Genomic DNA, 22,579 nt, shown 5'->3' with positions numbered 1-22,579 from the left:
AGTCAGTGTTTAATAATCAAATGTTAGGTGTTATAGATGAAACCACATATAAGCATTCTCTTCAGGATTTAACGGCACAGCGGTCGCTGGGGGCAATCCCTTTTGCCGGCAGGTACCGTCTGATCGATTTTATGCTCTCCAACATGGTAAATGCGGATATTAGGAGTGTCGCGATTTTTCCGAAGTATCGCTACCGTTCGCTTATGGATCATCTTGGAGCGGGTAAGGAATGGGATTTGCATCGAAAAAAGGATGGTCTCTTTTTTTTCCCGTCGCCCCACCTTCATCAAGAATATGATGAATTCGGTTCTTTCCGCCAGTTTTCAGACCATCTTGATTACTTCCACAGAAGCACACAGCAATATGCTGTCATCTCCAACAGTCATACCGTTTGCAACATTCAATTTCAATTTGTGCTGAAACGCCATCAGGAGGTTGGCTGCGACATCACAGAGGTATTTCAGGACGGCCAGTCGCTGCAAATCTATATCATGTCTACAACGCTTTTGAAGGACCTGATCTATGGACATCGTGAAAAAGGCTATAAAACCATTCAGGAGGCTGTTGAAAAGGAAGCTTCCGCCTTGACCATTTGCCCTTATGAGTATTCAGGTTATGCCGCTGTCATTGATTCGGTGGAAAAATATTATACCCACAGTATGGAACTCATTCAGCCTCGTTTTTGGCAGCAGGTGTTTTTGCCGCAGCAGCCGATCTATACAAAAGTGAAGGATGAGCCGCCGACGAAATACGGAAAACACAGCACTGTTAAAAACGCCTTGGTGGCAAATGGCTGTGTGCTTGAAGGAGAGATTGAAAACTGCATTTTGTTCAGGGGGGTTCATGTCGGAAAGGGAACGAAGCTAAAAAACTGCATTATTATGCAAAAAACGCAGATTGGCGAGGAGTGTCTGCTTGAGCAGGTTATTTCTGATAAGGACGTTAAAATCGGCAATTCGACTGAGGCTGCGGGAACAGCCGAGCAGCCGCTTGTATTAAGAAAAGGTTTGGTGCAAGGCGAGCTGATGAATTCTTGAAGATATTGTTTGCTGTATCTGAATGCACCCCGTTTGTTAAATCAGGAGGTCTTGCCGATGTAGCCGGCGCTCTGCCAAAGGCACTTGCGCGATTAGGCAATGAAGTAGCTGTGATATTGCCGAAGTACAGCCAAATACCTGAACGCTGGAAAAAGTGTATGAGAAAAGCGGCTGAGTGTACGGTAGCCGTCGGCTGGCGTCAGCAATATTGCGGGGTTGAATATATGGCCGATGATGATGTGAATTATTATTTCATCGACAATGAATATTATTTTAACAGGGATTCGTTGTACGGGTATGATGATGACGGTGAACGCTTTGCTTTTTTTTCTAGAGCTGTGCTGGAGGCCGTCGAAGCTGTAAATATTCAAGCCGATATTGTTCATACTCACGACTGGCATACAGCGATGGTCAATTATTTGCTGAAAGAGGAATACGGGAAACATCCTTTTTATGAACAGATGAAAAGTGTGCTCACGATCCACAACCTGCAGTTTCAGGGCATTTTTCCGCCTGATGTCACACATGACTTGCTAGGGCTTGAGATGGATCATTTTCATTATGAAAAGTTAGAATGCAACGGATTCGTTAATTTTATGAAGGCGGGCATCATTGCGGCTGATCATGTGACAACTGTAAGCCCGACTTACAGAAATGAAATATTGACGCCTTATTACGGTGAACAGCTGGATCAGGTTTTGCGATATAGGGAAAATGATGTAACCGGCATTTTAAACGGCATTGATGATTCTTTATATCAGCCGAAGAGCGATCCTTATATAGCTGTGCATTACGATTCGGAGCATCTTGCATGCAAGGAAGAAAATAAAACGAAGCTTCAGCGGCGGATGGGGCTTCCAGAGCGAAATGATATTCCGCTGATCAGTATGGTGACTAGGCTCACTAAGCAAAAGGGACTTGATCTTGTGCGCAGGATTATGCACGAACTCCTTGAGGAGCAGGACATACAGCTGATTGTGCTGGGGACAGGGGAACGTGAATTTGAAGACTATTTCCGGTATGCAGAATTTGCTTTTCATGAGAAGTGCCGAGCGTATATGGGATTTGACGAGCTGCTTGCCCATCAAATTTATGCGGGCTCTGATTTGTTTTTGATGCCTTCGAAATTTGAGCCGTGCGGCTTGGGCCAGCTGATTGCTCTCCAATATGGCGCCATTCCGATTGTCAGGGAGACGGGCGGTCTTTATGATACTGTTCATTCCTATCAGGAGGAAGAGGGATCGGGCAATGGCTTTACGTTTTCCGCCTTCAATGCGCATGATCTGAAATATACGATTGAACGGGCGCTGTCGTTTTATCGCCAAAAGGATGTATGGAAGAGCCTCATGAAGACCGCAATGAACGCAGATTACAGCTGGGAGCAGTCAGCGAAAGAGTATCAGCGCATTTTTGAGCATGTGACAAGGAGTGGACGGGATGTTCTCGAGTAAAGAACGATTTGCAGCCTTATTTTTAAGTCGTCTGGAAATGACGTGCGGAAAAAGCTTTAGAGACTCTGCCAAGCTGGACCAATATAAAACGTTGGGCAATATGGTCAGAGAGTATATCAGCGCTGAGTGGATCCAGACGAATGAAAAGAGCAGGTCCAATTGCGGAAAGCAGACATATTATTTGTCAATCGAATTTCTTCTCGGTCAGCTCCTTGAACAAAATTTAATGAATCTTGGTGTTCGTGATGTGGTAGAAGCAGGCTTGAAAGATATCGGCATCAATTTAGAGGAGATCCTTCAGATAGAGAGCGATGCAGGTCTGGGCAACGGCGGGCTTGGGCGCTTGGCCGCTTGCTTTTTAGATTCTCTCGCTTCGTTGAACTTGCCGGGACACGGGATGGGCATTCGTTATAAGCACGGCTTGTTTGAGCAAAAAATTGTAGACGGGCATCAGGTGGAGCTGCCTGAACAATGGCTGAAAAACGGAAACGTATGGGAAGTAAGAAATGCGGATCAGGCTGTTGACGTACCGTTTTGGGGCGAGGTGCATGTGACAGAAAAAAACGGGCGCCTGCATTTTCGGCATGAACAAGCTACAATCGTTACCGCTGTTCCTTATGATATTCCGATTATCGGCTATGAAACGGGGACCGTCAATACATTGAGGCTATGGAATGCCGAGCCCTATGCGCATTATCATGGCGGCAATATTTTGTCTTATAAGCGGGAAACAGAAGCCGTTACAGAATTTTTATATCCTGATGACACCCATGACGAGGGGAAAATTTTACGGCTGAAGCAGCAGTATTTTTTAGTATGCGCAAGCTTAAAAAGCATTGTGAACAATTACCGCAAAACGAATAAATCTATGTCCGGCCTGCATAAAAAAGTAAGCATTCATATTAATGACACCCATCCCGCGCTTGCGGTGCCTGAGCTGATGCGGATTTTACTTGATGAAGAGAACATGAGTTGGGAAGAGGCCTGGCATATCACCGTACATACGATTTCTTATACTAATCATACGACATTGTCAGAAGCGCTTGAGAAATGGCCGATTCATTTGTTTAAGCCGCTGCTTCCGCGAATGTATATGATTATTGAAGAAATCAATGAAAGGTTTTGCCGTGCGGTTTGGGAAAAGTATCCCGGAGACTGGAAAAGGATAGAGGACATGGCGGTTACGGCGCATGGTGTTGTCAAAATGGCTCATCTGGCCATAGTGGGCAGCTACAGTGTAAACGGCGTTGCCAAAATCCATTCTGATATTTTAAAGGAAAGGGAGATGCGCGACTTTCATTTGCTGTTCCCGAATCGTTTTAACAATAAAACGAATGGAATTGCCCACAGACGCTGGCTTCTAAAAGCGAATCCAGGTCTGTCTGCTGTCATCACGGAGGCGATCGGCAATGAATGGGTAAAACGGCCGGAATCACTGATCCGCTTAGAACCGTACGCCTCAGATCCCGCGTTTATTGAGCAGTTTCAAAACAACAAAAGCAGGAAAAAACAAGAGCTTGCTGATTTGATTTTTTGTACGGCTGGGGTGGTTGTGAACCCTGACAGCATATTCGACGTACAGGTGAAACGGCTTCATGCATACAAACGGCAGCTGCTGAATGTTCTTCATATTATGTATTTGTATAACCGTCTAAAGGAGGACTCGGGATTTTCTATCTATCCGCAAACCTTTATTTTCGGGGCTAAGGCTTCACCAAGCTATCATTATGCCAAGAAAATCATTAAGCTGATCCATTCTGTCGCAGAAAAGGTTAACTATGACCCGGCAGTCAAACAGCTGATTAAGGTTGTTTTTTTGGAAAATTACAGAGTTTCTATGGCTGAGCGGATTTTTCCGGCGTCGGATGTAAGTGAACAGATTTCAACCGCAAGCAAGGAAGCGTCTGGTACAGGAAATATGAAGTTCATGATGAACGGCGCTTTGACGATCGGCACACATGACGGCGCAAATATTGAGATTCTTGAGCGGGTGGGATCAAATTGTATTTACACATTCGGTTTAAAGGCGGATGACGTTTTATCGTATCAGGAAAACGGCGGCTATAGATCGAGGGAATATTATCAGCATGACCGCAGAATCAGACAGGTGGCGGATCAGCTGATTAATGGTTTTTTTGAAGGGGAAGCAGATGAATTTGAATCGATCTATGACTCTCTGCTTCCGCATAATGATGAGTATTTTGTGCTCAAAGATTTCAGCTCATATGCGGATGCGCAGGAGCGTATTCAAGCTGATTATCGCGATCGGCGGAAATGGTCTGAGCGGTCGATTGTAAACATTGCCCATTCAGGTTATTTTTCCAGTGACCGCACGATCCGGGAATATGCGAAAGACATTTGGGGAATCCAGCCGATGATGTGAAAAAGCCGCTGTAAGAGCGGCTTTTTTTGTTCACAGGTTCATTGAATAGATTGTAAAGGATAAGAACGTCGCAAATGCACTCCATAAAAAATAAGGCAGCAGAAGATAGCTTGTGGCTCTGCTGTATTTTTTTGCTATGATCATTAATATGAATGCTGTAATGGCGACAAGCAGGCAGTCAATCGATGCAGCCAGCAGGTTCTTTTGCGTAAACTGAAAATAGCTGAATGCCTGATTAAGCACATAATTAATCAAAAGCATAAACCAAAAGTTTTTCGCGTCTTTAAATGAAAACGCGGCATACACAAGGGCAGCTGAAAGGGAGATCAGCGCAAACAGGATGGCCCAAATGATGCCGATCGCGGAGCCGGGTGGCGTCCAGTCCGGTTTTTTTAGTGAATTGTACCATTCTTGGTCAATTGGAAACAGGAAGCCTGCGGCTGAAAACAGTGCGTATGTAATCACAAAAACCGCTATGGCGCCGAGAATTTTCTTCATATTTGCAACCTCCGTATGTATTTATTTTACATTTAGACTTATCCTTACCCTTTATCTTATAAAGATCAAACCCCCGATATGCAGGGGGAATGATTATTTTAAATTAGCTGCTGCAATGCCTTTGCTTTAATGCGTTCATATTCAAACGCTGACTCTAACTCTTCCTTTGGCAAAGCGGACTTGCGGACGTATTTTTCGCGAATGACATCATAAAGCTCATAAGGAAAAAGCATATCAATAAACATGACTTGTTTTTGTTGATCAGTTAATGGGGTTCTGGATTCGTAAGCGTTCAGCATGACATGAAATGTTTCTTCATCCCAAACGCCTGTCGTATCCAAAAGCGGGATAATCATTTTGCGCAAATCTCGAATAGGCAGATCAAATGATACGGTATCTAAGTCGATAACCCAAATCTGTTCATTTTCCCCTAAGAGTGTATTTCCTGTTCCGTAATCCTGGTGGCAGAGGTTAGGGCTTTTTTTCAGCTGTTCAGTCCATGGAATATAGGACGATTGCAAAAGCCGGTCTTTGATGCGCAGTCCGTCTTCAATAAAGCTGTCTATTTCCTGAAGATAAAGCAGTGAGAAAGGATCTTCTTTTTCCATCTGCGCCATCAGCTTCCACGTTTCCATTTGTTTGCAGCGTTTCGTGTAGTGATTCGGCCAGCGCCCTAATTTCGTAAATACGGGAACGCCATTTGGCGGCTGATATCCGACGGAAGCTGTGTGAAAATCAGCAAGGCCTTTCATGATAAACTCCAAATCCTGCTTTACAGTCAGCTCAAACGGCCTTCCTTCGATCCAGTCATATACGACAAATAGAAAGGAGCCATGCTTGGAATATAGGCTGCCTTTTTTGTTTGGGAGTATGCCGGGAACATTCATGCCTTTTTTGGCTAAATAGTCCTGTGCGAAAATGGAAAACAAGGCTTTCTTTTCGGGTCTGTGTATTCGTTTCAGACAAACCGCACCGGATCCTGTGTGAACCTTCCACACAAGCGCCATCTGGTTACCCTGAATGACGTCTATTTTTTCAGCCTGAACATCCCATCCTTGAAGCACATTTTCAGCCAGCTCCGTTAATTTTCTTTCATCTTCTGCTGATAAAGGAAGCTCTGATGAATTCCCCTCCTCCATGACTTCTTGGTTTTCTGCCATTAAAGGACACATCCTTACCTGTTTTACTCCTACCTTATGAATCAAATGAAAAAAGTGATTGAGATATTTGACTATATGTATAAAAGAATATGGTTGTTTACCCGTTTTGTTTTTGGGGCAGTCCTATTCCGCACAAGTTGGTTGTTCAGCCGTATCATGATTTTAACTAGTTAAAAAACATGCAGGAATGGAGGCTATGTATGAAAATAGCACTGATCGCCACAGAGAAGCTTCCTGTCCCCTCGGTTCGAGGAGGCGCCATTCAAATCTACCTAGAAGCGGTTGCCCCTTTGATTGCCAAAAGACATGAGGTGACGGTGTTTTCGATTAAAGATCCGAATCTTGCTGATAGAGAGACGGCAGAAGGAGTCCATTATGTGCACTTGGATGAAGACCGTTACGAAGAAGCTGTTGGGGAAGAGCTGAAAAAGAGCCGTTTTGATCTTGTGCATGTTTGTAATCGCCCAAGCTGGGTGCAAAAACTGAAGAAAAAGACGCCAGACGCTGTTTTTATTTTAAGCGTTCACAATGAAATGTTCGCTTACGATAAAATCAGCCAGACAGAAGGCGAGATTTGCATTGATTCTGTAGCGCAGATTGTTACGGTCAGCGATTATATCGGCCGGACGATCACAAGCCGTTTTCCGTCAGCACGATCAAAAACAAAAACCGTGTATTCCGGTGTGGACTTGAAAGCGTACCATCCCCGCTGGACGAAAGAAGGGCAGCGGGCTCGTGATGATATGCGAAGCGAGCTGGATCTTCACGGCAAAAAAATCGCCCTGTTTGTCGGCCGGCTCAGCAAAGTCAAAGGCCCGCACATTTTATTGCAGGCTTTGCCGGACATTATCGAGGAGCATCCCGATGTCATGATGGTGTTTATCGGGTCAAAATGGTTCGGAGATAATGAATTAAATAACTATGTCAAACATCTTCATACACTTGGTGCGATGCAAAAGGATCATGTCACATTTATTCAATTTGTGAAGCCAAAGGACATCCCGCGCCTTTATACCATGTCAGATGTATTTGTGTGCTCTTCGCAATGGCAGGAGCCTTTAGCGAGGGTGCATTATGAAGCGATGGCCGCTGGACTGCCTATTATCACAAGCAATCGAGGAGGCAATCCAGAAGTCATAGAAGAAGGGAAAAACGGCTATATCATTCATGACTTTGAAAATCCTAAACAATATGCCCAACATATCAATGATTTGCTCAGCAGTTCTGAAAAACGCGAACGGCTTGGGAAATACAGCCGCCGTGAGGCAGAAAGCCAATTCGGCTGGCAGAGGGTGGCGGAAAATCTGCTCAGTGTGTATGAAAGAAACAGATAGAAGGGGTGAACAGAGTGTACCAAAAAGAGCATGAAGAACAGATTGTATCCGATATTCTCAGCTATTATCCGTTCCATTTCGAACATGTGGCACTGAAATCAAACAAAAGCGGGCGCAAAATCTGGGAGATACAAACTGATCAAGGCCCAAAGCTATTAAAAGAAGCGCAGATGAAGCCGGAGCGAATGCTTTTTATCACTCAGGCACATGCCCATTTACAGGAGAAAGGGCTGCCCGTAGCGCCGATTCATCAAACAAAAAATGGCGGAAGCTGCTTAGGCACGGATCAGGTCTCTTACAGTTTATATGACAAAGTGACAGGTAAAGAAATGATTTACTATGATGCAGAGCAAATGAAAAAAGTCATGTCATTTGCCGGCCATTTTCATCATGCGTCAAAAGGATATGTTTGCACAGATGAAAGCAAGAAAAGAAGCAGGCTCGGCAAATGGCATAAATTGTATCGCTGGAAGCTGCAGGAATTAGAAGGGAATATGCAGATCGCGGCCTCTTATCCTGAAGACATATTTTCGCAAACTTTCTTAAAACATGCTGATAAAATGCTGGCCAGAGGTAAAGAAGCACTGCAAGCACTTGATGAGTCAGATTATGAAAACTGGACGAAAGAAACGCATGAACATGGCGGATTCTGTTTTCAGGATTTTACATTGGCGCGGTTAACTGAGGTAGACGGAGAGCCTTTTTTAAAGGAGCTTCACTCGATTACGTACGATTTGCCGTCAAGAGATCTGCGCATTTTGCTGAATAAAGTCATGGTTAAGCTTTCTGTATGGGATGCGGATTTCATGATTGCGCTGCTTGCAGCCTATGATGCAGTGTATCCGCTCACAGAAAAACAGTACGAAGTGCTATGGATTGATCTGGCGTTTCCGCATTTGTTCTGTGCAATCGGCCATAAATATTATTTGAAGCAAAAGAAAACATGGTCAGATGAGAAGTACAACTGGGCGCTGCAAAATATGATTTCCGTTGAAGAATCTAAAGACGCGTTTTTGGATAAACTGCCGGAACTGTATAAAAAAATAAAAGTGTATCGGGAGGCGAATTGACATGAGGTCATCGAGACAAAAAGCCTCCATTTCTAAACTCGATCTCGACCAATTCGTATTTACACCGCCCGGATCGATGGGATGGCAGGCTCATGACAAAAGCACGGCTGACAATGAAGAAGAGGAGCATATGGCTGCGGGCCGGATCCGAGAGCTCCCTAACATCACTGCACCGAGAGATTCTCAAGAAGAAACAAAGGAAACGGAAACAAACCACAAAGTCATGGATGATGAAAAGACGAAATTGAAAACCATTGGAGAGCTTGATGAAGAGCGTGATTCTAAACGATCAGCGCCTCCAATTGAAGAAGAGGATGAAGAATCAGCGGAGGAAGCTAATGTAGAAATCATTGTTCTTCCAAGTAAATCCGCACCAGCCCCATGGATTTCTCAAACTGTAAAGCGCAAGGCATAAAATCACATTTATGCCTTTTTTATGCGTACCTGCAGCAAAAAAACAGCTCGTATCTGCAACACGAGCTGTGAGGAATTATGATTTTGCTTTCACAAAAAGCTGATTTATAAATGATAAATCAAGGTTTTTCGTCAGAAGAGGCGGCGGAAATTGTTTGTTTTCCGGTGCCAGAACGGATTGATAAACAGCATTGAGCCGTTTGGCAACATGGGTAAAGGTAAATAAAGATTCTACACGGTGCCGGCCGTTTTTTGTGATTTTATTCATTAATTGTTGATCTGTAAAGGCTCTGTCAATTGCTTTCGCAAATGCAGAAGGTTTGTTATAGCTGTCGATGACAAGTCCGTTAACTTCGTGTTTTACGACTTCTCCGTTTCCGCCACGATTTGTGGTAATTAAGGGGGTGCCAGCTGCCATTGCTTCATAATTCACACGGGCCAGAGGTTCATTCCACTGAGAGCTGCACACGAATACATCCGCCATCAGAAAGAGGTTTGGAATGTCGTCTGCGGGAATGAATTTCGTAAAGATCACGTGTTCTCTGTATGGCAGCGCCAGCTTGCGCAGATAGGTTACATATTGGTTTTCGCCGTCATCGCTGAACCACTTTCCGCCTGCTATGACCAGCACAGCGTCGGGATGCTGCTGCAAAATCCGTTTCATGCTGTGAATGAGAAGGTGGGGCCCTTTGGTTGGGCTTAAACGGCCGGCGAATAAAATAACTTTTTTATCCTCAATGCCGTACTTTTTCCTGTATGTTTCTCTGACAGCCGAACCTTTCATCGTCCAGACAGGCGGATAGGAGCGGATATCAACGCCGGAATATACGACTTTTGTGATGTCCTCGGCTTCCGGGAAACGATCAATGACCGTTTGTTTAATAAATTCGCTGACGGTTGTGATCATGGTGACATTGTCGAGTACTTCTTTTCCTTGCGCGAAGGTCATCTTTTTTTCAGAAAACATTTCGTTATGCAGGCTCAAAACAATCATGCTGTTTGGTGAAGCTTTTTTATATAAAGAGACATTTAAAGGCCTGTTAAACACATGGATTAGATCAAAGGAAGAGGCCCGCAGCTCTTCGGCTACCGCCTCGCGGTAATGCTCTTTTGGCAAATGGATATACCGTACGCCGTCTTTCGTTTCTCTTTTTGGAAGTGATGGATCTTCTATTGAAAAAATGGTCAGATCGTACCGGCTGCTGAAATAAGGTGTGACACCGTCAATCATCATTTGAATAGCGCCGCCGCGTACCGCTGGCGCCGGCAGCTTTTCTGTACAGATAAAGGCAAGTTTCATTTTCATTCCCCCTTATACAGCGACGATAAATAGGCGATTTCGTTAGCCAAACCATCGTTTAAGGATGTGGCGGGATCGTAATGCAAGAGCTGTTTTGCTTTTGAAATATCCGCCCACGTTTTTCTTGGTTCCCCTGCTACTTTGTCCGAGAAGTGCAGTGTTGCTTTTTTACCGGAAATGTCTTCAATGAGGGAAACAACCTTTAAGACTGAGGCACGTTCTCTGCCGCCGATATTCACTGTTTCACCAATAAGATGGGGGTTCCCAAGAACAGCGGTGATGCCTTTGACACAGTCGCTGATATAGGTGAAATCTCTTGACTGCTGTCCGTCACCGAAGATGGTGAGCGGCTTTTTCAGAAGGTGCTGTTTGATGAGCCGGTGAAATGCCATGTCCGGCCGCTGTCTCGGCCCATAGACGGTAAAGAAACGGAGAATCACAATTGGAATGCCAAAGCTTTGTTGATATACATGGCAAAGCTTTTCTCCCGTCAGCTTTGTTACCCCGTACGGAGATAAAGGATAAAGCGCCGCATCTTCACTGACTTTCCCTTGTTTTTCGCCATAGACGGAAGAGGTGGAAGCGAAGACGAACGCTTGAACCGGATGTTTTCGGCATGCCTCAAGGAGCCTTTGGAGCGCTTGGATATTATGTGCGGCATATGGGTGAAAATGATCGCCCCAGCTTGAACGGACACCCGGTATGGCTGCCAAATGAAAGATGACGTTCACATCTTCCAGCAAGGGAGAAAGATCTGCTGTCAGCAGATTTTCCTTTATGAACGTAAATCGTTTTTCTGGCAGCAGGGCATCAAGGTTTCTTAATTTTAAGGAAAATGGAGTCGGTCCGATAAAGTCGTCGATTCCGATAACGTGATGTGTTTCATCCTTCAGCAATTCTTCGCAGAGGTGGGAGCCGATAAATCCCGCTGCTCCTGTGACGAGTATTTTCATGGGCGGCCAACCCCCGTGCAGATCAGACCGCAAGCCTCCAGAGATTCTTTTTTCAATACGTTGCGCCCGTCGATCACCACACGCCCTTTCATGGTGCCTGCGGCCTTTTTCCAATCAATCGCTAAAAACTCGGGCCATTCTGTGGCCAAAAATAAAAAGTCACTTTCTTCTATCGCGTCAAAAGCTTGAGAATGCTGGGTCACACGTTGCCGCAAATGTTCTGGCAGAACAGCTTCAGGGTCATAAGCATGGACATCACACCCCAGATCTGTCAGCCTTTCCATCAGCCTGACGGCTTGAGAATTCCTAATGTCATCGGTATGAGGTTTGAAGGAAATGCCGAGTATAGCCGCTTTTTTGCCGTGAAGTGTATCGAAGAAAGATTTTATTTTTTTGACATACAGGCCGATCTGGGTGTCATTGATATGCTGAACGGCTTGAAGCAGGTAGGTCTCCGTGTTTTTTTCAATGGCAGCGAATTGCAGCGCCTGCAGATCCTTTGGAAAGCAAGAGCCGCCGTATCCAATGCCGGCCTGCAAAAAGTGCTCCCCGATTCTCGGGTCAAGTCCGATAGCGCGGGAAATATCTGTGATATCTGATTGGTAGGCTTCACATATGCGGGCCATTTCATTAATGAACGAAATTTTTGCTGCTAAAAAGAAGTTATTGGCATATTTAATCAGCTCTGCTCCTGCTAAACTTGTGATGATATAAGGGGTGTCAATGTGTTTGTAAATGGATTTGACGATTGCTGCCGATACGTGATCTCCTTTCTCAATACCGATAACTGTTTTGTCAGGATACAGCATGTCATGCAAGGCGCTGCCTTCCCGCAGAAACTCCGGATTGGATACGATGTTAAATGAATTTGCTGAAACGCCGGAGGCAATCAGCTGTTTTGCTATGTTTTCATTTGTCCCGGGGGGAACAGTGCTTTTCGTAATGATGGTTTTATACGATCGGATCGTCTGGCTCAAATCGCTGATAACGGACTGCAGCGCTTTCGTATCTGCTGATCCGTCCGAGCGCGGAGGGGTTCCGACTGCGATAAAAATGACGGGACATTCCTCCATGCTTAATTTCACTTCGGAAGAAAACGAGAGATTATCGCAATGATGTACTGCATCTGAAAGCCCAGGCTCGTAAAAGGGAATGTCTCCATTTTTCAGCTGCTCGATTTTTTTGACGTCTTTGTCTGTGCATATCATGTCATGTCCGATGGATGCCAGTGCCGCTGATAGGGTTAAACCGACATATCCGGCGCCAACCACGCAAATTTTCATCACCTGAGCTCCTTTACAAGATTACTGGTCATATATCAATATCCTATTAAAAAAGGGCTGGTTCGTGATTCCGTTTTCAGCCCAGTTGCATCTGCCTAATTTCAGGTGTACAAACATCGGGGTGCGGTCTTGGAATATCATGTAATAAACATGAGCTGAGGGGAAAATAACATGATAAAAAAAGCAATCATTCCTGCCGGCGGATTCGGAACGAGGAATCTGCCGGTGACGAAGGTAATTCCGAAAGAAATGTTTCCGGTAGGATCTAAACCCGTCATTCATTATATTGTGGAAGAGCTTAAGGAGTCAGGCATTGAAGATATTTTGATGGTTGTATCGAGCCATAAAAATCTGATTGTCGATTATTTTGATTCTTCTTTAGCGCTTGAAGCCTTTCTGGCCTCCCGGCAAAAACTGCATTTACTCAGCAAACATCCGGTTCCGGATATACGCATTCATTATGTGCGCCAGCCTTATGCAAAAGGTCTTGGCGACGCGATTTCTTTTGGAAAGCAATTTGCAGGCGAAGAGCCGTTTGCCGTCGTTTTGCCGGATGATCTGATCTTCTCCGCTAATCAGCCGGCCCTGGGGCAGCTGATTGAGGCGTATACGAAATATCAGTGCAGTGTGATCGGTTTAAAGGAAACAAAAACGGAGGATTTGCACCATTACGGTGTGATAAAAGGGGAATCTGTAGAAAAAGGGCTTTATCGCATTCAGGATATTGTGGAAAAGCCTAAACAAAACCCGCCATCTCATTTTGCCGCAGCAGGGCGTTATATTTTCACACCTGATATTTTTGATAAGCTGGAGACATTGGAAGCTGATGCCGGAGGAGAAGTGCAGGTAACGGATGCGATTAAATCTTCACTCGGGATATCGAACGTTTACGGAAAAATTTTGGAGGGCAATCGGTATGACATCGGACTGCAAAAGGATTATCTGAAGCTGATCACAGATATGCTGAAAACGTAAAAGAACCCCCATAACCGGGGGTTCAATCAGCGTGGAGATCGCCGAATGTTGTCATGATTCCCTCTTCGTCGAGTTCTTCCTCATAACGCTCATGGGCTCTGCTTTGATAAACGGTAATTTCTTTGCCTGTGATATCTGTAGCGATGAAATTTTCGTACGACTCTGTATTGCCGATATTTTCTTCGGCATTCATCGTCATATCATCATAGCTGAGCGGCGGGTTTTCCATATCCTGCGGTGTTGATGAATTTCCGTATTTTTCGACGTCTTGGTAAGAATCTTCACTGTCATATGGCGCTCTGATTTCTTCATCATCGTCAAATTCAAATTGCCCGAAAGGTGTTTCTTCTTCGATCGGACGGTCTTTAGAAATGATATCCTGTGACGAATACTCTGCGAGCGTCGTGGCGGTCGGGAGCGCTTCAAGACGTTCGTATGGAATTTCCTTTCCGCTGACTTCACAAATACCGTATGTGCCGTTTTCTATTGCCTTCAATGAATGCTCAATGTCCCGAAGATGCTCTCGTTCATGCAAGTCGAGAGCGATGTCTTTTTCCCGCTCATAAAGTTCGGTTGCATGATCTCCGGGGTGGTTGTCGTAAGCCGAAAGTTCCCCCATTGAATCATATGGAAAGGCTGAATTGAGCTGAAAATGGTCATTGTCTTTGAAACGGTTTAAGATATCCTCTTTTGTTTGTTCCAGTTCATGTTTCAAATGCTGAAGCTGGTCTTTTGTAAGCATTGTAATCGCCTCGTTTCTCTGTGATGCATACCTTTAGTATGAACAGATCGCCTGATAACTTTCATAAATGACAGGTGGAGGAATCTAGGAGATTTCCCTTAAATGGTAAGCGGATACAACCTTTGCTTTCAGCGGAGAAAGAAATTTAAGGTTTGTTTCTTTTTCATTTCTGTAATTAGGTTTATAATAGGTAAGGCAGGCCATTTGGACTGCATGATCTGTGTGTTTGACACAAAGGAGACACAGGTGTATGGTATTAAAAGCATTTTAAGGATTATGGAGGAATGCCTCATGGTGACAACGGTGCAGCGTACGTTCCGAAAAGGAGTTCTACATGCATTACATAAAGCCAAAGAAGTCAACCATGCTGTCTTAATAAGCTATTCGAGACAAATCGAGTCTCTTGACCCTCTATCATTTTTCAATTACGGAGCAAAAAAATATACAGGCAATCGATTTTTTTGGTCAGATCCTGAAAGTGAATTGACAATAGTCGGTCTTGGCAAAGAAGCGATTTTCCAGACAAATCAAAAAAACAGCGAGCGATATCGCGAGGTTTTTGACCAATGGGAGCGCTTTAAAAAGACGGCTTTTCATATTTGTGAAGAAGAAAAGCTGCAGCATTCTGCAGTGGGACCTGTGTTATTCGGAGGATTTTCTTTTGACCCTTGCGAAGAAAGAGGTACACAATGGGACCATTTCTCGGAAGGGGATTTCTTTGTGCCTGCGCTTATGCTGACGATGACTGCTGATGGCCCTTTCTTAACAGTCAACAGATGGGTAAGCGGAGAGGAAGACGCAGAAGGTGTTTTGGAAGGCTTAATTGCTTTTGCAGCGGAATTTATGGTTTCAGATTTAGATCAAAGAAATCAGGCTGTGATGGCGGCATCAGAAGAGCTGGATAAGGATGATTGGCTCAAAGCGATTGAAACGGCAACAAGCCAAATGAAAGAGAAACAATACGATAAAGTGGTTCTTGCCCGAGAGCTGCTGCTAACGTTTGACGGCCCGGTCCAAATTGAACCGGTGCTTAAAACGCTTCTGAACGATCAGCAGACAAGCTATGTTTTTGCAATCGAGCAGGAAGGAAAAACCTTTGTCGGCGCGTCTCCGGAAAGGCTGATCAAAAAAGACGGCAGCACTGTCATGTCTTCTTGTCTGGCCGGTTCCATTAGACGCGGCAAGGATGAAGAAGAAGACCGCCTCATAGGCCTTGAATTATTAAACGATAAGAAAAACCTGCTGGAGCATGATATTGTGGTCGGCATGATCCATGACGCTTTTGTATCAAGCTGTTCGGAGGTTGAAAAGCCTGGCGGACCTGTATTGTACAAAACAAAAAGTGTGCAGCACTTATTTACCCCGATTGTCGGTCAGCTTCGAGAGTCTGATTCGCTTTTTGACTTAATTGAGAAACTGCATCCCACACCGGCGCTTGGGGGGGCACCTCAGAAAAAAGCTGTTGAAGTGATCAGAGAGATCGAGCCGATGTCCCGCGGCTGGTATGCAGCTCCTATCGGCTGGATTGACAGCCAGAATAACGGGGAATTCGCAGTAGCCATCCGTTCAGGACTGATCGAGGGGAGCACAGCTAGGCTGTTTGCTGGGTGCGGCATTGTGGAAGACTCGGACCCGCAGTCTGAATATGAAGAAACGCAGATTAAATTGAAGCCGATGATCTCTGCATTAGGAGGTGTGAGGCGTTGACAGCCAACCCGATTACTCATTATATCGGAAGTTTTATTGATGAATTCGCCCTTTCCGGGATTACGGACGCCGTCGTTTGTCCGGGCTCAAGGTCTACACCGCTGGCTATTCTTGCAGCCGCGCATCCTGATATCAACGTCCATGTTCAAATTGATGAAAGATCTGCCGGGTTTTTTGCTCTCGGGCTGGCAAAAGCGAAGCAGCATCCCGTTCTTTTGATCTGCACATCAGGAACAGCCGCGGCTAACTTTTATCCGGCTGTGATTGAAGCCCATTATTCGAGAGTGCCCATTATTGTGTTAACTGCTGATCGGCCTCACGAGCTGCGCGAAGTAGGCGCGCCGCAGGCTATTAATCAGCACTTCTTATTCGGTAACTTTGTTAAGTTTTTCACAGACTCAGCTCTTCCAGAAGCGTCTCCGAATATGCTGAGATATATCCGAACGCTGGCCGGCCGCGCCGCCGGGGAAGCACAAAAGCGTCCAATGGGACCTGTGCATGTGAATGTGCCGCTGCGCGAACCGCTGATGCCGGATCTTTCGGATGAGCCGTTTGGAAGAATGAGAACAGGCCGTCACGTGTCTGTGAAAACGGGTACGCAGTCTGTAGACCGCGAATCTCTGTCTGATGTGGCTGCAATGCTGGCAGAGGCTGAAAAAGGAATGATCGTCTGCGGAGAACTCCACAGTGATACGGATAAGGAAAACATTATTGCGCTGTCTAAGGCGCTTCAGTATCCGATTTTAGCCGACCCGCTGTCTAATCTGCGGAACGGTGTTCATGATAAAAGCACTGTCATTGATGCGTATGATTCATTTTTAAAAGATGATGAGCTGAAGTCGAAACTGCGTCCTGATGTTGTCGTCCGTTTTGGGCCGATGCCTGTTACAAAACCGGTTTTCTTATGGCTTAAGGATGACCCGGCGATCGAGCAGATTGTGATTGACGAGGATGGAGGGTGGAGAGATCCGACACAGGCAAGCGCACATATGATTCACTGCAATGCATCCGTTTTTGCCGAAGCGATCATGACCGAACATGCTGACATGACCAGATCACCAGAATGGCTGGAAAAGTGGCAGTTTGTCAATGAGAGGTTCCGTGCGCATCTGCAAACAATCAGCAGTGAAGAGGTTTCGTTTGAAGGCAATCTCTATCGAATCCTGCAGCATCTTGTGCCTGAAAACAGCTCGCTGTTTGTCGGCAACAGCATGCCGATCAGAGATGTTGATACGTTTTTTGAAAAGCAGGAACGCCCTTTCCGGATTTATTCAAACCGGGGCGCAAATGGGATAGACGGTGTTGTCTCCTCTGCCATGGGGGTATGTGAAGGCACAAAAGCGCCTGTTACCCTCGTGATTGGCGATTTATCTTTTTATCACGATTTAAACGGACTGCTGGCGGCCAAAAAGCTGGGTATTCCTCTTACTGTGATTCTCGTGAATAATGACGGCGGAGGGATTTTCTCATTTTTGCCGCAGGCTTCTGAGAAGGCACACTTTGAAGATTTGTTCGGCACGCCGACAGGGCTTGATTTCAAGCATGCGGCTGCACTATACGGCGGGACGTATTCATGTCCGGCCTCATGGGATGAATTCAAAGCAGCTTACGCCCCGCAGGCAGACAAACCCGGACTCCATTTGATAGAAATCAAAACGGATCGCCAGTCAAGAGTCCAGCTTCATCGCGATATGCTGAATGAGGCTGTGCGGGAAGTGAAAAAACAATGGGAACTGTAAACATAACGGTTTCAGATGGTGTCCGATATGCTGTGACAGACGACCGGCCGAACGCTTCAGAAGCCGTCGTCTGTCTGCACGGGTTTACCGGCAGCAAACAATCATGGACTTTTCTTGATGGGATGCTGCCTGATTCCCGTTTGATCAAAATGGATTGTTTAGGGCATGGTGAAACAGATGCCCCGCTGAATGGGAAAAGATACAGCACAAGCCGGCAAGTTTCTGATCTTGTCGAGATGTTTGATCAATTAAAACTTCACAAAGTGAAATTGATTGGGTATTCTATGGGAGGAAGGCTTGCTTATTCGTTTGCGGCGGCTTATCCCGAACGGGTATCGGCACTTGTGCTTGAAAGCACAACGCCGGGGCTTAAAACGCTTGAGGAACGGCGGGATCGGATCATACGGGACCGGAAGCTTGCTGATTTTATTTTGCGTAACGGGATCAAAGCTTTTGTGCAGTATTGGGAGAGTATCCCTTTGTTTTCATCCCAGCAGCGGCTGGCTGAAGATATTCTGCACAGGATACGGTCGGGCCGTCTGCGAAACAATAAGGTTGGGCTTGCAAATAGTTTAACCGGTATGGGCACCGGTTCACAGCCTTCCTTGTGGAGCCGTGTAGAAGAAATAGCCGTGCCTGTGCTTCTGATCAGCGGGGAGTGGGACGAAAAGTTTTGCGCCATCAATCAAGAGGTGCATAAGAAGCTCCCATCTAGTAAAATAGAGATTGTTCCTGAAGCCGGACATACGGTACATGTGGAACAGCCGCGTATTTTTGGTAAAATAGTGAGTGAGTTTTTGACAAGCTTATAACTGGTTCACATGGAAAAATAGAGGAGGTCATATCATGGCTGTAGAATGGAAAACTGAACGGACATACGATGAAATATTGTATGAAACGTATAATGGTATTGCAAAAATAACAATCAACCGCCCTGAGGTACATAACGCGTTTACTCCTAAAACGGTTGCTGAAATGATTGATGCGTTTGCTCGCGCGAGAGACGATCAAAATGTCGGCGTTATCGTGCTTGCCGGTGCCGGAGACAAAGCCTTCTGTTCTGGCGGAGACCAGAAAGTGCGCGGTCACGGCGGTTATGTAGGAGACGACCAAATTCCGCGCTTAAACGTGCTGGATCTTCAGCGTTTAATCCGCGTCATTCCGAAACCGGTTGTCGCGATGGTGTCCGGATATGCGATCGGCGGAGGCCATGTGCTTCACATCGTATGTGACTTGACAATCGCTGCCGACAACGCGATTTTTGGACAAACAGGCCCTAAAGTGGGAAGCTTTGACGCTGGTTACGGTTCTGGCTATCTGGCTCGAATCGTAGGACATAAAAAAGCCCGTGAAATCTGGTATCTGTGCCGTCAGTATAACGCACAGGAAGCGCTGGACATGGGTCTTGTCAACACAGTCGTTCCTTTGGAACAGCTTGAAGAAGAAACGATTAAATGGTGTGAAGAAATGCTTGAAAAAAGCCCGACCGCACTGCGCTTTCTTAAAGCTGCGTTTAACGCGGATACAGACGGACTTGCTGGAATTCAGCAGTTTGCAGGGGATGCTACCCTTCTTTACTACACAACTGATGAAGCAAAAGAAGGCCGTGATTCCTTTAAGGAAAAACGCAAACCTGATTTCGGACAGTTCCCTCGTTTCCCGTGATCAGCAATACTTAGTCAACAAACAGCTTGAGACTTTGCGGTCCAAGCTGTTTTCTTTTCAATACAGACATTTTACCTCGGAGATGATGACATGCTGACAGAACAGCCCAATTGGCTCATGCAGCGGGCCCAGCTGACACCTGAGAGAATCGCTCTCATCTATGGAGACCAAACCGTGACATTTGCAGAATTGTTTGCGGCGTCTAAGCGAATGGCAGCGCAGCTTGCTGCTTATTCAGTTCGGAAAGGAGACACCGCGGCTATTTTGCTCCAAAACCGTGCAGAAATGGTATACGCCGTTCACGCTTGTTTTTTGCTTGGTGTTAAGGCGGTGCTTCTGAATACGAAGCTGTCAACACATGAAAGGCTGTTTCAGCTGGAGGATTCCGACGCCCGCTTTTTACTGACAGATTCAAGCTTTGACAAGCAAAATTATGAGCACATCGTTCAAATCATTGATGTGGACGAGCTTGCCAAAGAAGCCGCAGAGGAAATTGAAATCCAGGCCTATATGAAATTGGAAGAAACGGCAACGCTGATGTATACATCAGGTACGACAGGCAAGCCCAAGGGGGTTCAGCAGACATTCGGAAACCATTATTTCAGTGCGGTGTCATCCGCGCTTAATTTGGGTATAACAGAACAAGACCGCTGGCTTATCGCATTGCCGCTCTTTCACATCAGCGGATTGTCCGCGTTATTTAAATCTGTGATCTACGGAATGGCTGTCGTGCTTCACCAGCGTTATTCAGTAAGTGATGTGCTGGATTCTATCAACAGGCATCAAGTGACAATGATTTCTGCAGTGCAGACGATGCTGGCCAGTCTTTTGGCCGAAACAAGCCGCTGTCCTGAATCCATCAGATGTATTCTGCTAGGCGGAGGTCCTGCCCCGCTGCTATTGCTTGAGGAATGCCGTGAGAAAGGATTCCCTGTCTTTCAGTCATATGGAATGACAGAAACATGCTCGCAAATTGTGGCCCTGTCACCGGAATTCAGTATGGAAAAGCTCGGCTCTGCGGGTAAACCGCTGTTTTCATGTGAGATCAAAATAGAACGGGACGGACAGGCATGTGAACCGTTTGAACACGGTGAGATCTTGGTCAAAGGCCCGAATGTCATGAAAAGCTATTTTAACCGGGAGAGCGCAAATGAAGCATCCTTTCAAAATGGCTGGCTGAAAACAGGTGATCTTGGGTATTTGGACAGTGAAGGCTTTTTATATGTATTAGACAGGCGTTCAGACCTGATCATCTCAGGCGGAGAAAATATTTATCCGGCTGAGGTGGAATCAGTGCTGCTTTCACACCCTGCTGTGGCCGAAGCCGGTGTTTCAGGGGCTGAGGACAAAAAATGGGGGAAAGTGCCCCACGCCTATCTTGTCCTGCACAAGCCTGTAAGCGCAGAAGAATTGACCGCCTACTGCAAAGAACGTTTGGCGAAGTATAAAATTCCGGCGAAATTTTTTGAACTTGACCGCCTGCCGCGCAATGCGTCTAATAAGCTCTTGCGAAACCAGCTGAAGGATGCGCGTAAAGGAGAACTGTTATGATCGAAATAGAGAAAATTACGCTTTACCATTTGAGTATGAATTTAAAGAAACCATTTAAAAGCAGTATTGAAACGCTTCAAGAGCGTAAATTTCTGATCGTGGAAGCCATTGATACATCCGGTGTCACAGGGTGGGGAGAAGTATCTGCGTTCTCTTCGCCTTGGTACACCGAGGAAACCATTGGAACATGTTTGCACATGCTTAAGGATTTTTTTATTCCCAATGTTGTCGGACGTGAATTCAGTCACCCTTCCGACGTGCCGGACAGCCTGGCGCGCTATAAAGGCAACCGGATGGCAAAAGCGGGACTTGAATCGGCTGTCTGGGATATCTATGCGAAAAAGAAGGGCATGTCTCTCGCCGAGGCATTGGGCGGGATAAGAGATAAAGTCCCTGCCGGGGTGGTTGTCGGCTTGGCGCCACTTGACGATATGCTGAAGGAAATTGAAAGTTATCAAAAAGAGGGTTATCGACGAATAAAAATTAAAATTCAGCCTGGACAGGATGTGGAATTGGTCAAGGCCATCCGCAGCCGGTTCCCAAACATTCCGCTCATGGCCGACGCCAATTCTTCCTATGAGCTGAAGGACATCAGCCGGTTAAAGGAGCTTGATGAATATCATTTAATGATGATTGAGCAGCCTCTGCAAGCTGATGACATCGTTGACCACCGCCACTTGCAGAAACATTTGAAAACCGCCATTTGCCTTGATGAAAGTATTTGTTCATTTGATGATGCGAGACGGGCGATTGAGCTCGGAAGCTGCAAAATCATTAATATTAAGCCTTCCCGTGTCGGCGGCTTAACAGAAGCCTTAAAAATTCATGATTTATGCAGAGAGCATCATATGCAGGTTTGGTGCGGCGGAATGCTGGAAACAGGCATATCAAGAGCGCAGAACGTGGCGCTGGCTTCACTGCCGCAATTCACAATACCTGGGGATATATCCTCATCCTCACGCTATTGGGATGAGGATATTGTGACCCCGGATATCCGTATTGATAATGGATTTATTTCTGTGTCCAAACAGCCTGGTTTAGGGGTTGAAGTGAATCAGGATATTATGCGAAAATATGTGACTAAAATGGATGTTTTCACGCAGCATGGATAAGAAAAAAACATTTTGCCATTTTGAGAGAATGTCAATGTGCTGTTATAGTAAAAGCGTTCGTTGAATACATCCCTTCTCGTTTGGACCGGCTGCTGACCCAGCCGGTTTTTTTGTATGCAAATTACGCTTGACAAAAGTGGACAAACGCGATATTTTTGCATTAAGGAAACTTTTTGTCTCGTTTAAACAAAATATGCTTTTGTCT

Annotated in this window: 19 protein-coding genes; 13 read left to right on the top strand and 6 right to left on the bottom strand. The window is 45.6% G+C overall.

Annotated features, from left to right (window positions below; translation table 11 throughout):
* The first annotated feature begins 5 nt into the window (after positions 1 to 5).
* Genes glgD through glgP form a run of 3 tightly spaced genes read left to right on the top strand, consistent with a single transcriptional unit; the run spans position 6 to position 4,871 of the window.
* Positions 6 to 1,037, top strand: coding sequence for a glucose-1-phosphate adenylyltransferase subunit GlgD (glgD, locus tag ABZM97_RS15535; RefSeq protein WP_087992935.1), 1,032 nt, complete (start codon positions 6 to 8; stop codon positions 1,035 to 1,037).
* Positions 1,034 to 2,488, top strand: coding sequence for a glycogen synthase GlgA (gene glgA, locus ABZM97_RS15530; RefSeq protein WP_087992934.1), 1,455 nt, complete (start codon positions 1,034 to 1,036; stop codon positions 2,486 to 2,488). The genes glgD and glgA overlap by 4 nt, the downstream gene beginning before the upstream one ends.
* Complete coding sequence (gene glgP, locus ABZM97_RS15525) at positions 2,475 to 4,871, top strand: glycogen phosphorylase GlgP (RefSeq protein ID WP_253268509.1); 2,397 nt, start codon at positions 2,475 to 2,477, stop codon at positions 4,869 to 4,871. The genes glgA and glgP overlap by 14 nt, the downstream gene beginning before the upstream one ends.
* A gap of 30 nt (positions 4,872 to 4,901) precedes the next feature.
* On the opposite strand, the gene ABZM97_RS15520 is transcribed toward glgP, so the two are convergent.
* Complete coding sequence (locus ABZM97_RS15520) at positions 4,902 to 5,369, bottom strand: TspO/MBR family protein (protein WP_087992932.1); 468 nt, start codon at positions 5,367 to 5,369, stop codon at positions 4,902 to 4,904.
* Positions 5,370 to 5,467: 98 nt separating this feature from the next.
* Entirely contained in the window at positions 5,468 to 6,541 is a 1,074-nt protein-coding gene (gene cotI, locus ABZM97_RS15515) for a spore coat kinase CotI (protein ID WP_087992931.1), read from the bottom strand.
* A gap of 188 nt (positions 6,542 to 6,729) precedes the next feature.
* Between cotI and cotSA the strand changes: the two genes are divergently transcribed.
* Genes cotSA through ABZM97_RS15500 form a run of 3 tightly spaced genes read left to right on the top strand, consistent with a single transcriptional unit; the run spans position 6,730 to position 9,348 of the window.
* On the top strand, positions 6,730 to 7,863 hold the full coding sequence (cotSA, locus tag ABZM97_RS15510) for a spore coat protein CotSA (protein ID WP_087992930.1): 1,134 nt from the start codon (positions 6,730 to 6,732) through the stop codon (positions 7,861 to 7,863).
* 14 nt (positions 7,864 to 7,877) lie between these two features.
* Entirely contained in the window at positions 7,878 to 8,933 is a 1,056-nt protein-coding gene (cotS, locus tag ABZM97_RS15505) for a spore coat putative kinase CotS (RefSeq protein WP_087992929.1), read from the top strand.
* A 1-nt stretch (position 8,934) separates the two neighbouring features.
* On the top strand, positions 8,935 to 9,348 hold the full coding sequence (locus ABZM97_RS15500; protein ID WP_087992928.1) for a hypothetical protein: 414 nt from the start codon (positions 8,935 to 8,937) through the stop codon (positions 9,346 to 9,348).
* Between the two features lie 75 nt (positions 9,349 to 9,423).
* Here the strand turns inward: ABZM97_RS15500 and ABZM97_RS15495 are convergent, their stop codons facing one another.
* The 3 genes from ABZM97_RS15495 to ABZM97_RS15485 are packed head-to-tail and all read right to left on the bottom strand — an operon-like array spanning position 9,424 to position 12,883.
* Complete coding sequence (locus ABZM97_RS15495; RefSeq protein WP_087992927.1) at positions 9,424 to 10,647, bottom strand: glycosyltransferase family 4 protein; 1,224 nt, start codon at positions 10,645 to 10,647, stop codon at positions 9,424 to 9,426.
* A 2-nt stretch (positions 10,648 to 10,649) separates the two neighbouring features.
* Positions 10,650 to 11,600, bottom strand: a complete 951-nt coding sequence (locus ABZM97_RS15490; protein ID WP_202329143.1) for an NAD(P)-dependent oxidoreductase — start codon at positions 11,598 to 11,600, stop codon at positions 10,650 to 10,652.
* The gene (locus tag ABZM97_RS15485) at positions 11,597 to 12,883 is read right to left on the bottom strand and encodes a UDP-glucose/GDP-mannose dehydrogenase family protein (RefSeq protein WP_253268508.1); all 1,287 of its coding nucleotides are present in this window, start codon (positions 12,881 to 12,883) and stop codon (positions 11,597 to 11,599) included. Before ABZM97_RS15485 ends, ABZM97_RS15490 begins: the two co-directional genes overlap by 4 nt.
* A 171-nt stretch (positions 12,884 to 13,054) precedes the next feature.
* On the opposite strand from ABZM97_RS15485, the gene ABZM97_RS15480 reads away from it, so the two are divergent.
* Positions 13,055 to 13,858: a UTP--glucose-1-phosphate uridylyltransferase gene (locus ABZM97_RS15480; RefSeq protein WP_253268507.1), complete on the top strand. Its 804-nt coding sequence runs from the start codon at positions 13,055 to 13,057 to the stop codon at positions 13,856 to 13,858.
* 22 nt (positions 13,859 to 13,880) lie between these two features.
* Here the strand turns inward: ABZM97_RS15480 and ABZM97_RS15475 are convergent, their stop codons facing one another.
* Positions 13,881 to 14,600 (bottom strand): yteA family sporulation protein, encoded by a 720-nt coding sequence (locus tag ABZM97_RS15475; protein WP_087992923.1) that lies wholly within the window; start codon positions 14,598 to 14,600, stop codon positions 13,881 to 13,883.
* A gap of 291 nt (positions 14,601 to 14,891) precedes the next feature.
* Between ABZM97_RS15475 and ABZM97_RS15470 the strand changes: the two genes are divergently transcribed.
* From ABZM97_RS15470 to menC, 6 genes are all read left to right on the top strand, one after another.
* The gene (locus ABZM97_RS15470) at positions 14,892 to 16,307 is read left to right on the top strand and encodes an isochorismate synthase MenF (protein ID WP_202329146.1); all 1,416 of its coding nucleotides are present in this window, start codon (positions 14,892 to 14,894) and stop codon (positions 16,305 to 16,307) included.
* Positions 16,304 to 18,046: a 2-succinyl-5-enolpyruvyl-6-hydroxy-3-cyclohexene-1-carboxylic-acid synthase gene (gene menD / locus ABZM97_RS15465; RefSeq protein WP_253268506.1), complete on the top strand. Its 1,743-nt coding sequence runs from the start codon at positions 16,304 to 16,306 to the stop codon at positions 18,044 to 18,046. Before ABZM97_RS15470 ends, menD begins: the two co-directional genes overlap by 4 nt.
* On the top strand, positions 18,034 to 18,858 hold the full coding sequence (gene menH / locus ABZM97_RS15460) for a 2-succinyl-6-hydroxy-2,4-cyclohexadiene-1-carboxylate synthase (RefSeq protein ID WP_202329148.1): 825 nt from the start codon (positions 18,034 to 18,036) through the stop codon (positions 18,856 to 18,858). The genes menD and menH overlap by 13 nt, the downstream gene beginning before the upstream one ends.
* A 34-nt stretch (positions 18,859 to 18,892) precedes the next feature.
* Positions 18,893 to 19,711, top strand: coding sequence for a 1,4-dihydroxy-2-naphthoyl-CoA synthase (gene menB, locus ABZM97_RS15455; protein ID WP_010329489.1), 819 nt, complete (start codon positions 18,893 to 18,895; stop codon positions 19,709 to 19,711).
* A 90-nt stretch (positions 19,712 to 19,801) separates the two neighbouring features.
* Entirely contained in the window at positions 19,802 to 21,262 is a 1,461-nt protein-coding gene (locus tag ABZM97_RS15450; protein ID WP_087992919.1) for an o-succinylbenzoate--CoA ligase, read from the top strand.
* Positions 21,259 to 22,374: an o-succinylbenzoate synthase gene (gene menC, locus ABZM97_RS15445; RefSeq protein WP_367386932.1), complete on the top strand. Its 1,116-nt coding sequence runs from the start codon at positions 21,259 to 21,261 to the stop codon at positions 22,372 to 22,374. Before ABZM97_RS15450 ends, menC begins: the two co-directional genes overlap by 4 nt.
* The last annotated feature ends 205 nt before the right edge of the window (positions 22,375 to 22,579 follow it).

The organism is Bacillus vallismortis, from assembly GCF_040784915.1.
Taxonomy (GTDB): Bacteria; Bacillota; Bacilli; order Bacillales; family Bacillaceae; genus Bacillus; species Bacillus subtilis_G.
This window is presented reverse-complemented; position numbering and strand designations above follow the sequence as displayed.

Excerpts from the sequence above, each read along its gene's own strand:
- ABZM97_RS15480 (WP_253268507.1), top strand. The coding sequence starts at position 13,055 with ATGATAAAAAAAGCAATCATTCCTGCCGGCGGATTCGGAACGAGGAAT.
- ABZM97_RS15450 (WP_087992919.1), top strand. The coding sequence starts at position 19,802 with ATGCTGACAGAACAGCCCAATTGGCTCATGCAGCGGGCCCAGCTGACA.
- ABZM97_RS15495 (WP_087992927.1), bottom strand. The coding sequence starts at position 10,647 with ATGAAACTTGCCTTTATCTGTACAGAAAAGCTGCCGGCGCCAGCGGTA.
- ABZM97_RS15520 (WP_087992932.1), bottom strand. The coding sequence starts at position 5,369 with ATGAAGAAAATTCTCGGCGCCATAGCGGTTTTTGTGATTACATACGCA.
- cotSA (WP_087992930.1), top strand. The coding sequence starts at position 6,730 with ATGAAAATAGCACTGATCGCCACAGAGAAGCTTCCTGTCCCCTCGGTT.
- ABZM97_RS15500 (WP_087992928.1), top strand. The coding sequence starts at position 8,935 with ATGAGGTCATCGAGACAAAAAGCCTCCATTTCTAAACTCGATCTCGAC.
- ABZM97_RS15490 (WP_202329143.1), bottom strand. The coding sequence starts at position 11,600 with ATGAAAATACTCGTCACAGGAGCAGCGGGATTTATCGGCTCCCACCTC.
- ABZM97_RS15485 (WP_253268508.1), bottom strand. The coding sequence starts at position 12,883 with ATGAAAATTTGCGTGGTTGGCGCCGGATATGTCGGTTTAACCCTATCA.
- menH (WP_202329148.1), top strand. The coding sequence starts at position 18,034 with ATGGGAACTGTAAACATAACGGTTTCAGATGGTGTCCGATATGCTGTG.
- cotI (WP_087992931.1), bottom strand. The coding sequence starts at position 6,541 with ATGTGTCCTTTAATGGCAGAAAACCAAGAAGTCATGGAGGAGGGGAAT.
- ABZM97_RS15475 (WP_087992923.1), bottom strand. The coding sequence starts at position 14,600 with ATGCTTACAAAAGACCAGCTTCAGCATTTGAAACATGAACTGGAACAA.
- menB (WP_010329489.1), top strand. The coding sequence starts at position 18,893 with ATGGCTGTAGAATGGAAAACTGAACGGACATACGATGAAATATTGTAT.
- menC (WP_367386932.1), top strand. The coding sequence starts at position 21,259 with ATGATCGAAATAGAGAAAATTACGCTTTACCATTTGAGTATGAATTTA.
- ABZM97_RS15470 (WP_202329146.1), top strand. The coding sequence starts at position 14,892 with ATGGTGACAACGGTGCAGCGTACGTTCCGAAAAGGAGTTCTACATGCA.
- glgP (WP_253268509.1), top strand. The coding sequence starts at position 2,475 with ATGTTCTCGAGTAAAGAACGATTTGCAGCCTTATTTTTAAGTCGTCTG.